The following is a 13,608-nucleotide window of genomic DNA, read 5'->3' on the forward strand; positions in this document are numbered from 1 at the left end:
AAAGATTAGAATTCCCAACCTCGAAGTTAAGAGTAAGAGGTTGGGGGAATCGAAAAGATTTATTCTTTTGGCACTTTCTAAAAACGATCGTGAGAGGCCGCCAACGTATAGGCTCGCCCGTCCTGCCATAAAGTTTCCAAGACGGAGGCTAGAACCGGCGCGTTCCAGACGGTTTGAAAATTAATTTTGGTTTTTACTTTTGGATTGGAATCGGAAAATAAATACAAATGTCCTTCCTGAGAATACTTTCTTAGGTCCTTCCATTCCACAAAATGATCTTCGTCTTTTTTAAACCATTTTACGACCCGCATATTGACTCCGCGAGGAGTGACTTCCAAATTCTTAATCTTATATGATCTTCCGTTTTCCAGATTTTCGAGCGCTTCTTGTGCGAGCTTTTTTGTAATATTCTCCCAAAGAGAATCTATGATTAGCAGATATCGATCCTCTATTTTTTTGTTCGTCATAAAAAGACGAAGCGACTGAAATCCGATTTGGATCGTTTGATTTTTTCCGTCTCGAACTCCGATGGAATAGAGTCGATTTGCCTTGATCCCATTGATATAGAGTTGAGTGATTCCGTATCGGATCTCTTTGATATCATGGCAGCGGAGTTGTTGATCTCCGTATTGAACCGTCTTTGAATCGATCCTAAGTCTTTTTTGAAACGGATCCAAAATACTTTTTCTGAGAGAAAGATCAATGTACTGATTCATTTTGGAAGGATATGGATCGATAGAAAACGAGAGTGGTCAAGATTTACTTGGGAAGAATTTAGAAAAATGAAACGAACTCACAAGAATTCGGACGGGAAGAATTCGAACTTGAAATTTTTACGAGGTCGTAAGGATTTTTTCTATTTCTTCGTTTTGAATATACCAGCGGATCGGTTCTCCCTTTCCAAAAGCGACGGAAGGTGAGATTCCGAAGATTTCCCTAAATATGTTGGTAAAGTGAGCCTGATCGTAAAAGCCTGCGGCGAGGGACGCATCCGCCAGCGAGGCGCCTTGTTTGAGGGCGATCACGGCGGTCTTGATGCGAAACCATTTGCGAAAGGCCCGCAGAGGCAAACCTACGACGTTTTTGAATTCGTGTTGTAACCAAGACGCGGACATTCCGATTTCCTGAGCGAGTTCGTCTACGTTGATCGTTTCCTCGGGACTGTCCACGAGCTTTCGTAAAACACGGATTAGACGATCGTCGTCCTGAATATTTTTCGCCGGAGCTAAACGGTTAAACGGAAAAGATCGAGTCAGAATTTCCGGATAACGTTCCGGGTTTGTGTTGAAAATTTCTATACAAGTCGAAATCAACTCGGGAGCCCAAGAAGGATTTTCGGAAAGACCGCTCGGACCCGCTTCTTTTGCAAGGATCGCTCCGATCTCGCTCCCCGGATCCGCGAATAAGATCCCAACCGTTCCGCTCAGGATGGTTTCATGACTCAAGGTCCCGTCGAAAACGAAACAACGAGCGCTCATCCATTCTTCATTTCCCTTTACTCGCTTTTTGATATCGATGTCGAGTCCCACGACCGTTGCCGAAGTTACAGTCGAATGGAACGCGAGGTCCGGTAATTTTCCAACGAACAATACTGCGCCTCGGAGTGCGCATATTACGTTCTGCATCGGTTCATCTTAATCGGTAAGGAGCCGGATGCAATTGAAATCTTTACTTCTCTCCGTAGCGCCGTCTAAAAAAAATCAACGAGGTTCTGCGATCGCGTATTTGTATTTCGCCTGCGCGGCTCTTTTGTTTTCTTCGTTGAAAAAATCGCAGACGTATTCCAAAAGTTTGCCGTTCTTTCGAACGAGCCTCGCCTTGGCGCGAACAGTATCGGTTCTTACGGGACGAAGATATCGAATGGATGCGTCCATCGTAAAAGTTCTTTCCCTTTCGTTTTCTACGTGGAAGAACGCCATGATAGAAGTGAGAGTATCGCCGACGCTAAAGAAACAACCTCCGTGCATAAATCCGTGAAGCGCTCGGTTGCTCTGAGCGTATGGAATGTCAGCTTCCGAAATTTCCGAAGTTACGCTGAGAACCTTCATGTTTGTCGCGCCCGGGTGACATTGGTCGATCAGATTTTGTGCCTGTTCGATAAGAGTGCAATTTTCTTTTAGAGTAAAAATCTCGGTTGGTACATTATGATATAGTAATTCAGAAACGGTCATCTCATTCCTCTTTTTGTATTTCTATTCAAGAAGAATAGCACGTTCCACTCATCAGAGTCTTGGAAAAACGTGCAAATTTGGTTGAAAATTTAGAAACGTCTATCGCTCGAAAAGAAAGTAAAAATTCCTATTTCAACATTCTTTCTAAGTTGTAGACTTTTTTCGGACTCGCGGGTGCGTTTTGTTCTTTGAGATCGTCCAGTTCGTTGGAAGTTTTACGATCGTCTCGAATACTTTCAAGACTCGTCCACATCGTTTGAGGCATTTCAATCGAATAGGAAAAATCGAATTTTTCTTTTTCACCCGGTTTGACAAGAAGGGCCCAGGAAAGAGTTCCGTTGGCGTCTTTCTTATAACTTTCGTTGCTCGAACCCAGAAATTTTGTGGAGATATTCGGATCAACGGTCACTGGATATTGATCGTATATCGTGACTTGTCTCGGTCGTTTTGTATAATTGGAAACTTCAATCTGCCATTGATTTTCTATCTGTACGGTTTTACCTAAAAATCCGCCGCCCGCGACTTCTCCTTTTAAAAGAGTTCTTTTGAGTTTCATCCTTTGATCGGGTCCTAGATACATTTCAAATTCTTGGCCCGCGGCCACGGTGGTTCTGTTTCCCGGAGTGTAACTTCCGATAAAACTTCCGTCCATAAAAACTTTTACGTCGTTCCAGAGTAAGGGGGTCTTAGTCGTATTTTTAAACTTTGCTTTTAGAAAAACATAACTCGAAAGAGTGGGGATCGCAACGTGAGAAATTACACCCTTGATCAGAGCGCTCTCCATCGAAACCCTGTGTTCGGAATTATCGCTGATGATGTTTTCTTTATTAGGTAAACGGAATGTAAAATTGGCCGAGTCTTCGCCTTCGGAAACTTCCGAATCGCTCGGAGTTTGATCGTCGGAATTGGCTCCACGATTAGGTTGAGCCAGACTTCCTTGGCTGACTCTCCAAGGTTTGAGAAGAGGTAAAGAAATTGCCGAGGAAGGTTTTGCGCTTGAGATTGTGATATCCACGTTCTTCCAGTCTTCTCCCGTGTACTGACGAAGAGCGACCCGTGATTCCAAACGAAAGTCTCCACCTTCGGAAGAACCGTGAAGATCGTAGATCCCTTTCCAAGAAACGTTTGTCACCAGATATTCGATGGAGACGATTCCTTTGGAGCCGGGTTTGCCGGAGCAGACGACTTCGACTTCGGAATGCGACCAACGTTTTGCGTCAGCCATTCGTAAAAATGCGGCGTTGACTTGTCCGTATTCTTTATTCAATTGTTCTAATCTTTCTTCCGACTTTTGTATCTTTTCGAGATAGGAGTTGCGGCGATTCTCTAAAAATTCCAAACTCGTAGACCAGGTCTTGACATCGATGGAATTCGAACGCAGTTGTCGGTCCGATTCTTCCGTGGTCAATTGTCCCAAAGTGGAAAGTAGTTTGAGTTGTTCTTTATAACTCGCTTGTCGATCGTTTTCGGAACGGATCTCTTGTTGAATCGAAATCATTTTCTTTTTTAAGGGATCGTTTGTAAGTTCGGAATCTTCTCCCGCGGAAATGGTACGAATAGAAACCGAAGAAATACTCAAGGGTCCGTCCGAAGAGGCTCGGATCGAATCGAGAATCACCGTCGCGGGAAGACGCGCAAAACGAAGGGTTGTTTCTTCTCCCTGCAATTTCACATCCTGATTTCTTTTAACCAAGGCTCGATCCGAAAAGATCGTAACGGATTGAATCTTTCCTATGACTCGAGAAGAATCCTGATCTTGCGCATTCAGAAAAAAGAAAAACGGAACAAAGACCGAAGTTAAAAAAAGAATTTTCAGTGAAATCGAAGTTCGCGCGTTTTTAAGTCTTAGTTTCATTCTTATCCTCGTCTTTAAACTCTATCTTTTGAAAAGATCGATACAGACTAAAATCTTTCCAGATTCCATAGAATTTTGCAATCACAAACAAAAGGAGAATCCAAACGGTTTTGGTAAGAATCGAATTCTTCTCTTAAACTCGAAGTTTTTCACGTTCGCAAAAGTTGGTCGTTCCTTCCGATCGGAGCGATGGAAAATTTTTCTTTGAAAAATCTTGTTCGAATCAACTGACTTTGGCTTTCTATTGATATATTCAAAATATTGAATCAACGAATTCGTTTGTTTTTCTCCGAATCGCGGATGCAAACGCGAAGAACCCCGGAAATACGACATTCTTCTTTTTGGAGATTGATTTTTACTTCTCAATTTTTAGGCCGGGGTAAGTTTGAACATTATGCAGGAAACAGGTTTACGCGATACGATCGTAGGCGTCGCCGGTGAGCTTTTTATCGAGCGCGGTTACAACGCGGTTTCGATAAAACACATCGCCGAGGCCGCACATTGTACCACGGCGGCTTTGTATTATTATTTTCCGGAAGGAAAGGATACGATTCTCAAAGACGTTCTTCATTCTCATTTACCTGACCCCGAACAAATTTTACAAGTTGGAAAGAACGCACAATCCCTCCAGGAATTGTTGACGCAGATCGCTCTTGTAGTTTGCGCGCACGATTCGGTTACGGTCAAAAAAGAGCGTTGGCTTCTTGCGGAATTTCCAAACTTTACCGAAGCGGATCGAAAAGTGATTCATGAAAAAATGAAAGCGATTCATTCTTCCCTGGAAAGGGAAGTCGGTCGATTTTTGCCCGATCCTGAAATGGCGAGAGTTCTTTCCTGGATTTATATGTCCGCTAGCTTTGGTTACGGGCAGCTCTTCGGTACTTTTCAGCTCGGCAAAGTAGGAGAATTTTCCACGGCCGAATTTGCTGAAAAAATCGCCGGGATTCTTTCCAACAATTCGAAGTCGTGAAAAATGCTGACACGTTTTCCCTCTTCGAAATTCCTTGAAAAATCGGCCCGAGCAATATAAATTTTTTATTGACTTACTGATCGATCAGTAAGTATAGTTTACTCAATGAATTCTCCCGCTAAGAAATGGTCGGGAAAATCTAAGAATGGCCTTATTCTATGCTTTTGAGACGTTTCACAAGGGTTTTTTGAATCAACGTGGCTTACTGATCAATCAGTAGACTACGTTTAAGAATCGAAAGCTGATCCCATACTTTTGCAAGACGCCGAGGAGTTTTATCAAAATGGAATTACATCTTCAACAAATACGAGAACAACAAAAGGAATCTTGGAATCATTTTTCTCCCGGTTGGAAGAAGTGGGACGATCTCTTTATGGATTTTTTAAAACCGATGGGCGATGAGATCATCCAAAGGCTCGATCTTCAAGAGACGGATGACGTTTTGGATATCGCTGCGGGAACGGGAGAGCCGGGGTTGACGATCGCTTCCATTGTTCAAAGTGGAACTGTGATGATCACCGACCTCGCCGAAGATATGCTGGAAGTGGCTCGGGAGAACGCGAAGCGGAGAGGAATTTCGAATATAAAAACGCAAGCCTGTGACGTAAGCGAACTCCCTTTTTCGGACAATACTTTCGACGCGATCAGTTGTCGTTTTGGTTTTATGTTTTTCCCGGATATGAAATTGGCGGTGAGCGAAATGGTTCGCGTCTTGAAACCGGGTGGAAAGATCGCGACCACGGTTTGGAACGTTCCTGAAAAGAATTTTTGGATCACGGCCATCATGGGTGCGATTCAGAGAAATATGAACTTACCGGCTCCGATTCCGGGTGCGCCCGGAATGTTTCGTTGCGCGGAACAGAATCTGATTTCCCATCTTTTCCGGGAAGCCGGATTGAAAAGTGTCTTCTCAAAAGAAGTTTCCGGAAAACTGAAATGCCAGACCGCGGAAACTTATTGGAACGTTATGACGGAGGTCGCGGCTCCGATCGTCTCCGCGCTTTCCAAGGCTGAAGAAAGCGTGCGGGAAAAAATCAAAGAAGAAGTCTATCAAACGATTCGGCAAAAATATGAAAACGGAAACGTTCAGATCGAGTCGAGCGCTCTTCTTGTTTCCGGTGAAAAATCCTGATTTTACTACTCGATCAAGAAGTCGCAGATTTTGGATTCTTCCAATGTATTATAAATATCACTTTCGAAAGTAATCCACTTCTTGATTTAATACAAGCGCTTGTCCCGCGAGTTGCGAAGCGAGAAAGTTAATATTATCCGAATTTGCGGAAACCGATTGTGTGTTTTGAGAAAGACGCAGTACGGATTCTGCAAATTCGGTCAATGTGAGAGATTGTTCTTCCGTTGAGTTTTTGATATCGGCGGCAAGACGATTGATCAATTCGAAGTTTTGTTTCACCGCGTCGTTTGCTGTAAGTTGCCGCAAAGAGAGAGCTGAAATTTTTTCCACCATAGGAATCGATTGTTTGATACTTTCTTCGATTTTGGCGAACGAGTGTGCGGATTCGGCCATGTCTTCCGCTCCTTCCTTTACTCGTGTGATCGCGTCCTCGATAAGACTTTGAATTTTTACGGCGTTGCTGTTTGTATTCTCCCCTAACTTTGAAATTTCTTCCGCGACGACGCTAAAACCTTTTCCGGATTCTCCGGATCTTGCGGCTTCGATCGAAGCATTGATTGAAAGAAGTTTGAGTTTGTCCGCAATCGCCAAAATGATCGTAAGGGCCGATCCCATCTTATCCGTACTCGTTTCGATTTTGGTCATCGTTCGAACGGATCTTTCTATGGATTCTCGACCGCTTTCCGCTTCCGCGGCCATTCTACTCGCTTCGGCCTTTGCCAAACCGGATTCTTGATGGATGGCTCCGATCGCGTTGCTAAGTTCTTCCACTACAACTTCCGCGTTATGAACGCGTTCTTCCTGATTGTTGGCTTGATTGAGAACCGAGGTCCCGCTCGCAGATAACTCTTCGACGGCGGAAGCCAACTCTTCCAAAGAAGCGGCCTGATCTTGTGCGTGAGAAGAAAACTGCTGCGTATCGTTTGCGAGAATATCGGATCTTTCCTGCAGGGTTCTCGCTTCGGATCGAATCGCCGCGACCACCGAATTGATTTTGGAAAGGAATGCGTTGATGTTATGACTGACTTGTCCGATCTCGTCGCTCGAAATCAGAGGCATAGAATTTTGTATGTTTCCGGAAGCGATCGCGGTTACGATCTGCGAAATCGCCGCCGAATTCTTCTTTAAGGAATTTAAGAATAAGTTGGAAGTCGTATAAATCATCAGAGCAAGAAAACAGAACGCAACGCTGAGAGAATATTCGATCGGATAGGCCGGAGAATAGGACCCCTTCAAGACCAAAACAAAGTAAGAGAGAAAGATGACCGGTAAAAGAACGATGGAAGAAAGGGAACAGATAAATCTTTGAGCCAAGGATACTTTTATATATTGTTCCGGTTCGAGTTCCATAGTTTTCATATCCGTGTTTTGGAGAATCGTTGCGATTTCGATTTCGGAAACAAAGAAGTGAGAACAGGCTACGATTCCAATGATCATTACCCAGAGGATGGGATAGAGAAGAGTTTCTCCGCTTGTCAAAGGTATGAGAGCGTTGGTTGAAAAGTAGGCGACGCTGATTCCTAAATTCCATTGAATGAATGTGATGACGACTTCCCAACGAGGAAAATGAAGAAGAGAGATTTTTTTCTTTCGATTGAATTTTTCAACGAATGAAAGATCCGATTTTTTTGAAACGGGAAGACTAATGATCCTCCGGAGAATTTGCCATCGCACGAATACCACAAACAAGGTAATGATCGTTGCGGCGAGAACTCCTTCCAAAAATGCGACGAGCTTATCGCCCGTAAAACCGCCGGCCACTACGATGAAAATGATTCCTATGGGAACTCCTTGCAAATAAGTAATGGCTTCTAGTTTCAGAGAAAGTCGAAGGAGAAACCTGGATTCTTCGGACATGAACAACCTCGTGTTTGGAAACCGGACTTCTTTTTCGTCTCGGATCAGACTCTATGGAAAGGAATCGATTCGGATAAGTCAAAAAATAAATTTCCTAATTCTTTCTTAATTCGAAGTTAATACAAATTTAATGTGAGTCGTTTTTCTCGTTTTATTCCGAAATGTAAGCGGGTTATGCTGTTTGCAATTTAGGTGAGGGGAATTTTATAAAACGACCCTGAAGAACGGGAGTTTTTTAGTTTATCGGGCTTTGATTTTGAAGAAAAGAACCAGGATTCCGTATTTTAAAAACACGATTTCGATAAAATTATGAATTCATTATATTCAATAAACAAGTTATACTGAATGTCGGTCCGTTCCCGAACTTCTAATGACTAAATGCCTGACCAAAGAGAGAATTGGTAGGTCCGGATATCGCCAGGTTTGCGCTTACAGCGAGGGAAACAACGAGACCGCTCGCTCCCGGGCTGTAAAAAAGATAGGATCTTCCCGAGCTGCCCGTATTTCCGCCGGCGCCGGCAATGAAGTCCGAAAAACCGTCTCCGTTAAAATCCGCAAAGGCCCCGCCGCCGAAACCGTCTCCGGCGGCTTCTCCTTGAATCGTAGCCGAAGGTGTTCCCGAGATCGTGGTTCCCGTAGAATGAAAGAAAGATACTTTTCCCAAGGCGGCGCTGAAGTTTGTAGAACTAACGGCGAGATCTAAAAATCCGTCCCCGTTTATATCGCCTAACGCTAAACTGTTGCCAAAGGTTTCGGAGGCGCTCACACCCGTTAGAGTTTGATTTGCACCGCTCACAGATACGGCTGTAAGTCCGCTAGAACTACCGTGAAACGTATAGACCCTTCCCATCGATCCCGAATAACCTACGGAGGCGGCGATCAAGTCTTCGAATCCGTCTCCGTTCACGTCTCCCGTTTCCATAGAGAGCCCAAATGCATCGCTGGCCGAAGCTCCCGTTAGAGTGAGCGTAGGAGCTGCGGTGTTCGTCGCGGAGATTCCACTCGAACTGCTGTGAAAGATCCAGAGCCTACCGGAAGAAGAACTAAAAGTATTTCCGTTTACGATCAGATCGGAGAACCCGTCTCCGTTGAGATCTCCCAATCGAACCGCCGAACCGAAGTTAGTTCCCGGTCCGACGATGGAAGTATTGGGAGTGGGAGAAACACCGTTGCTTCCACCGTGATAAATTTGAGCGATACCGGCGCCTACATAACCGCTCGCCGCGATATCCGTAATTCCGTCTCCGTTTACGTCTCCGAGGGAAAGGGAATAACCTAGAGTTGTGGAAGCGCCCGCGTTGAGAGTCAGATTCGCGTTTGCAAAACTGGAAGCAAGAATTCCGCTAGCACCGTTGCTATAAAAGACATAGACTTTTCCGTTTGCACCGCCGTATTCGAAAGAACCTCCTGCGACGAGATCCGCAAATCCGTCCCCATTGACGTCTCCCAATTGAAGCGCATATCCGAAAGAAGCTGCTGCGTCTCCCGTGATAATCACGTTCGCCATGGTTGCGCTCGTGGGATTAAAGCCTCCCTTTCCAAGTCCGTAATAGAGATAGACGTCTCCGTTTCTGGTGGTTGAAAATAAGGAAGCGACGATCGCGATATCGGGGATGCCGTCTCCGTTGACGTCTTTGTTACTTCCTTTTCTAAATCCGAAGTTAAGAATCTCGGAAGAATTTCCCGCGAAATCTACGCTCCTCACTTGAACCGAATGGAGACTTCCACTTTTCCAAGAAGAAGGCACCGCATAACGCCAAGTGAAAGTTCCGAGCGCCGGAAGAAAGGGACCGGAATCTAAACTGACTTCCACACGAGAAAGAAATAGGTCGTCGTTCGCAACTCCTACGATAAAACCGGATTCTAAAATAGAATTATGAGAAGAGGAAAGATTTACGACGTTCAGAGTGGGAGGTGTACGATCCGCGCAGGCACCGGAAAGAATACACTTCAGAATTTCGGTTTCCCACCACGCATGAGAATAGGTTATTTCCGGATTGAATATCGGTTTCACACAACCTATCATCCAAACCGAAAAGAAAACGATTGAGAAATTGATTTTAAAAATTCTTTTCAAAATATTACTAACTAAAAACGAAAATAATTTCAAAGAAACTACATCGGCTTCCGTAATTTGGAAATCCTTTGGTTTTGATTGAAACAAGTTTCGGTTGAATCGGTAAAGATCAAAAAGCTGATTTTATAAAAATTTGAAAAGATATTTCCTAACTTTTTGAAGACCTCTATAAAAGACGCTCTTCGCTTAACATTTCAGCTATTCGTTGTTAAAAGACATCCCTCAAACGTGGGAGAAAATGAAATGGGAAACGTAGTTATACAATTCTCCGGAGGCGAGTCGAAACAATCTATGGGTTGACGACGACGGAAGAAGGGCCGTTGCCCGTTGTAAAACTCGAGTTCGCAAGAGTTCCATTCAGATAAGCTCCGGTTAACGCATTGTAGAAAGTAACCGTAGCGGATGCGGAGTTCGTTACGTAAACGAGATTGTGGATCGGATTGACCGAAACTCCGGTCGGTACGGAACCGGTAGGGAAGCTTGAGTTGGCGAGGGTTCCGTTGATATAAGCTCCGGTCGTCGCGTTGTTCAGCGTTAGGGTTTCCGAAGTCTGATTTGCAGCGTAGAGAATATTGGCCGTCGGATTGACCGCGATCGAAACCGGACCGGTTCCCACAGGCAAACTGGAATTGGTAACAGTTCCGTTGATATAGGTTGCGTTTGTAGCGTTGTAGAATGTCACCGAATTACCGGCATTGTTTCCAACATACAAAAGATTTGCGGAAGGATTGATTGCGATCGAAGTCGGACCGGACTCAGTCGGAGAACTGACAGTCACCGTCGCCGTGCTCGCGTTGTAGAAAGCCACGTCATCTAAATCAAAATTTGTAATATACATACGATCCGTCGCAGGATCGACCGCGACCGCTTGTGGTGTGTTTCCCGAGGTTGCAACTGTGGAGTTGGAAAGAGTTCCGTTGCGATATGCGCCCGTCGTTGCGTTGAAGTAGGTAACGGTTCCGTCGAGCGTATTGGAAACATAGATCAAATTCGCGTTCGGATTGACCCCGATGGAATACGGACCTAAGCCCGTCGTAAAAGTCGAACTTGCGAGAGTTCCGTTGATATACGCGCCGGTCTTCGCGTTGAAGTAAGTCACCGTGCTCGAGGCTTGCGAGGAAACGTACAGAATGTTTGCCGTCGGATTGACTGCGACAAAATCGGGGCTCGCCGGAGTCGTAAAGCTGGAATTTGCGAGAGTTCCATTGAGATAGGCCCCCGTTTTCGCATTAAAGAATGTTACCGTATTGGAATTTAAGTTCGCGACATACATAAGATTCGGAGTCTCTTTCGGAATTTGGGAAAGAAGCATAAGAGTCAATGCTCCCGATATATTAGAATTTTCTGATTTATCATCGGAAACAAGAAGGGTCAGCGCCGGCCACATCGTACACGAAACAAAAAAGATCGGAAGGATCGATAGAAAGACGGATCTAAAATTTATTTTTTCGGTTAAAATCATCTTACTTAAATTTACAGAGGCGTTCCTAACGAATCTTAATAGGAGAAACAAGGCCACAAGCCGTTCTCTGCGGTCTTTTTTTGGATCAGAATGAACGATAAATTTAAAGGAATGAACGTGCGGCCTTTTTCAACATATCGAAGAATATCGTAATGATCGTATCATTTATGAGAACGTCCGTGAATCGATTTGTATTGTCGAAACGGAGAAGGAGAATAGTATAGAGTTCCGGTTAATCGAAATGGAACGCAACTTAGTCATTCTTTTTATTCCCTTTTTGTTTTTATTCATCGGAATGGAAATTGTATTCTCTTGGTATCGAAATTTAAGATTGTATAGTTTTGGAGATTCGCTTAACAATTTAGCCACTGGAATTTCCAACCAGATTTTTATCGTTGTTTTTCATTCGATCACGATCGCCGGTTATCTCTGGATTTATTTTAATTGGAGAATCTTCGATCTTCCCACGTGGTCGGACCAACCCGTTTGGTGGATGCCATCGCAAGAATTCTTCGGAGTTCCCGCGATTCATTGGTCTTGGGGAATCGTAATTCTTACTTGGCTCGCGTGTTTGTTTTTATACGAACTTGCGTATTATTGGAATCACAGATTCAGTCACGAAGTAAATTTTCTCTGGGCGGGACATATAGTTCATCATCAGAGTGAAGAATACAATCTCGGAGTTGCGTTTCGACAGGCGAGTTTCCGAGGATTGTTTACTTGGGTTTTTTATCTTCCGCTCGCAGTGGTAGGCTTTCCACCCGTAGTGATGGCGTTAGTCGGTCAACTCAGCCTTATCTATCAATTTTTGATTCATACAAAATGGATACAAAAATTGCCGAATTGGTTCGAAGCGATTTTTAATACACCATCTCATCATCGTGTTCATCACGGAATCAATCCAAAGTATATCAATAAGAATTACGGGGGAATGTTTATCTTCTTTGACAAGTGGTTTGGCACATTCGAACTGGAAGAAGAAGAACCGAAATACGGAATTACCACACAGCTCAAGAGTTTTAATCCGCTTTGGGCGAACCTGCACTACTGGTGGGAGATGTTTGATCTTGCTAAGAATTCTACGAGTTGGAAGGATAGAGCGAAGGTCCTTTTCGCAAATCCGGGATGGACGCCGCAAACGGTTTCCCAGTCGCAAACGAATTTTGAATCGAAACCGAATACATTCAAAAAATATGATGTGATTTTGCCAAAGGGCTTGACGATCTATTCGATTTTTTGGTCCTGTCTTACTCTGAGCGGGTCGCTCTCGGCTCTTATTATGGTCTCAGAAATTCCGACCGTCCTTTTACATACGATCTTTTTTATCAGCATTCTTTCCTTTGCTTGTATCGGAGGAATTTGCGATCTTAGAAAATGGGCCCTCTACTTGGAACCGATCCGCCTTTTACATCTGAGCTACTTGGCGTTTACATTTTTTCAAGGATCATCGATCACGTTTTCAGTCTGGGGTCTAACTCTTTTGTCCTGGGTTTGGCTTTTTGTTTATCGCAGGAGTTTTACTTTCTAAACTCGGCACGAAGCAAACTCTGCGGCTCCTTTGGATCGATTCGAATGACACCTTTGTAAAGCCCATCCTTACGCATAAAGGAAATCGTATAATCCCTTTCCACGTTTTCAATTTCAATGGAATAGATTTTTAATCCTTGTCTTTGCGATTCTATCAGAGGTTCCCCGTTGATTTTTGGGAAATCTACAACGAGAGGCGCTTTTCCAAAACCCCTGTTTTCACGTCCGTTCAGAATCTCGCTGATCTCGCGATAGAACGTGAATTCCAATCTGATTTTTTCATTCGTTTTGTTTACGAGGATATCGGAAAAGAGCGAATGATTTTTTTCTGCGTCGTTCTTTTTGGGATCGATACAAAAAAGGGAGGAAAGAATCAGGAAAATACAATAAATCCATCGTAGAGTTTTCATTTTGATCGAATAGACTTCCGGAAGACAGATTGTTCCTTTCTCTAAGAAGAACAATAGAAAATCAATCCGGGAATATTTTTTTCGTTATCTTTTTCGTTTTTTCAAAAAAGAATACGATTCTAACAATAAAAGAATGAATGACGTCTT

Annotated in this window: 11 protein-coding genes; 3 read left to right on the forward strand and 8 right to left on the reverse strand. The window is 43.8% G+C overall.

Going from position 1 to position 13,608, the window contains the following annotated elements:
- Nucleotides 1-77: 77 nt before the first annotated feature.
- The 4 genes from A0128_RS19930 to A0128_RS19945 all read right to left on the reverse strand — a co-directional run bounded on the left by A0128_RS19930 (nt 78) and on the right by A0128_RS19945 (nt 4,026).
- Entirely contained in the window at nt 78-716 is a 639-nt protein-coding gene (locus A0128_RS19930) for a hypothetical protein (protein ID WP_156781945.1), read from the reverse strand.
- 117 nt (nt 717-833) lie between these two features.
- On the reverse strand, nt 834-1,625 hold the full coding sequence (locus A0128_RS19935) for a helix-turn-helix domain-containing protein (RefSeq protein WP_245667274.1): 792 nt from the start codon (nt 1,623-1,625) through the stop codon (nt 834-836).
- 75 nt (nt 1,626-1,700) lie between these two features.
- Nucleotides 1,701-2,171 (reverse strand): PaaI family thioesterase, encoded by a 471-nt coding sequence (locus A0128_RS19940; RefSeq protein ID WP_069609522.1) that lies wholly within the window; start codon nt 2,169-2,171, stop codon nt 1,701-1,703.
- A gap of 127 nt (nt 2,172-2,298) precedes the next feature.
- On the reverse strand, nt 2,299-4,026 hold the full coding sequence (locus tag A0128_RS19945) for a mucoidy inhibitor MuiA family protein (RefSeq protein ID WP_069609523.1): 1,728 nt from the start codon (nt 4,024-4,026) through the stop codon (nt 2,299-2,301).
- A gap of 394 nt (nt 4,027-4,420) precedes the next feature.
- Between A0128_RS19945 and A0128_RS19955 the strand changes: the two genes are divergently transcribed.
- The gene (locus A0128_RS19955; RefSeq protein ID WP_069609525.1) at nt 4,421-4,996 is read left to right on the forward strand and encodes a TetR/AcrR family transcriptional regulator; all 576 of its coding nucleotides are present in this window, start codon (nt 4,421-4,423) and stop codon (nt 4,994-4,996) included.
- Between the two features lie 283 nt (nt 4,997-5,279).
- A complete protein-coding gene (locus tag A0128_RS19960) occupies nt 5,280-6,128 on the forward strand; it encodes a class I SAM-dependent methyltransferase (protein WP_069609526.1) in 849 nt (282 codons plus the stop codon).
- 57 nt (nt 6,129-6,185) lie between these two features.
- Here the strand turns inward: A0128_RS19960 and A0128_RS19965 are convergent, their stop codons facing one another.
- The 3 genes from A0128_RS19965 to A0128_RS19975 all read right to left on the reverse strand — a co-directional run bounded on the left by A0128_RS19965 (nt 6,186) and on the right by A0128_RS19975 (nt 11,374).
- A complete protein-coding gene (locus A0128_RS19965; protein ID WP_069609527.1) occupies nt 6,186-7,985 on the reverse strand; it encodes a methyl-accepting chemotaxis protein in 1,800 nt (599 codons plus the stop codon).
- A gap of 367 nt (nt 7,986-8,352) precedes the next feature.
- Nucleotides 8,353-9,999, reverse strand: coding sequence for an FG-GAP-like repeat-containing protein (locus tag A0128_RS19970; protein ID WP_162274122.1), 1,647 nt, complete (start codon nt 9,997-9,999; stop codon nt 8,353-8,355).
- 352 nt (nt 10,000-10,351) lie between these two features.
- Nucleotides 10,352-11,374, reverse strand: coding sequence for a beta-propeller fold lactonase family protein (locus tag A0128_RS19975; protein WP_427854361.1), 1,023 nt, complete (start codon nt 11,372-11,374; stop codon nt 10,352-10,354).
- Between the two features lie 391 nt (nt 11,375-11,765).
- On the opposite strand from A0128_RS19975, the gene A0128_RS19980 reads away from it, so the two are divergent.
- Nucleotides 11,766-13,052: a sterol desaturase family protein gene (locus A0128_RS19980; RefSeq protein WP_069609530.1), complete on the forward strand. Its 1,287-nt coding sequence runs from the start codon at nt 11,766-11,768 to the stop codon at nt 13,050-13,052.
- Here the strand turns inward: A0128_RS19980 and A0128_RS19985 are convergent.
- Nucleotides 13,042-13,461 carry a hypothetical protein gene (locus tag A0128_RS19985; protein ID WP_156781947.1) on the reverse strand — a complete coding sequence of 140 codons (420 nt, stop codon included), beginning with the start codon at nt 13,459-13,461 and terminating at the stop codon, nt 13,042-13,044. The genes A0128_RS19980 and A0128_RS19985 overlap by 11 nt on opposite strands.
- Nucleotides 13,462-13,608: the final 147 nt, after the last annotated feature.

It is taken from the genome of Leptospira tipperaryensis (assembly GCF_001729245.1).
GTDB classification, from domain to species: Bacteria; Spirochaetota; Leptospiria; order Leptospirales; family Leptospiraceae; genus Leptospira; species Leptospira tipperaryensis.

Coding starts and splice junctions, on each gene's coding strand:
- A0128_RS19930 (WP_156781945.1), bottom strand. CDS start 716: ATGAATCAGTACATTGATCTTTCTCTCAGAAAAAGTATTTTGGATCCG.
- A0128_RS19935 (WP_245667274.1), bottom strand. CDS start 1,625: ATGCAGAACGTAATATGCGCACTCCGAGGCGCAGTATTGTTCGTTGGA.
- A0128_RS19940 (WP_069609522.1), bottom strand. CDS start 2,171: ATGACCGTTTCTGAATTACTATATCATAATGTACCAACCGAGATTTTT.
- A0128_RS19945 (WP_069609523.1), bottom strand. CDS start 4,026: ATGAAACTAAGACTTAAAAACGCGCGAACTTCGATTTCACTGAAAATT.
- A0128_RS19955 (WP_069609525.1), top strand. CDS start 4,421: ATGCAGGAAACAGGTTTACGCGATACGATCGTAGGCGTCGCCGGTGAG.
- A0128_RS19960 (WP_069609526.1), top strand. CDS start 5,280: ATGGAATTACATCTTCAACAAATACGAGAACAACAAAAGGAATCTTGG.
- A0128_RS19965 (WP_069609527.1), bottom strand. CDS start 7,985: ATGTCCGAAGAATCCAGGTTTCTCCTTCGACTTTCTCTGAAACTAGAA.
- A0128_RS19975 (WP_427854361.1), bottom strand. CDS start 11,374: ATGCTTCTTTCCCAAATTCCGAAAGAGACTCCGAATCTTATGTATGTC.
- A0128_RS19980 (WP_069609530.1), top strand. CDS start 11,766: ATGGAACGCAACTTAGTCATTCTTTTTATTCCCTTTTTGTTTTTATTC.
- A0128_RS19985 (WP_156781947.1), bottom strand. CDS start 13,461: ATGAAAACTCTACGATGGATTTATTGTATTTTCCTGATTCTTTCCTCC.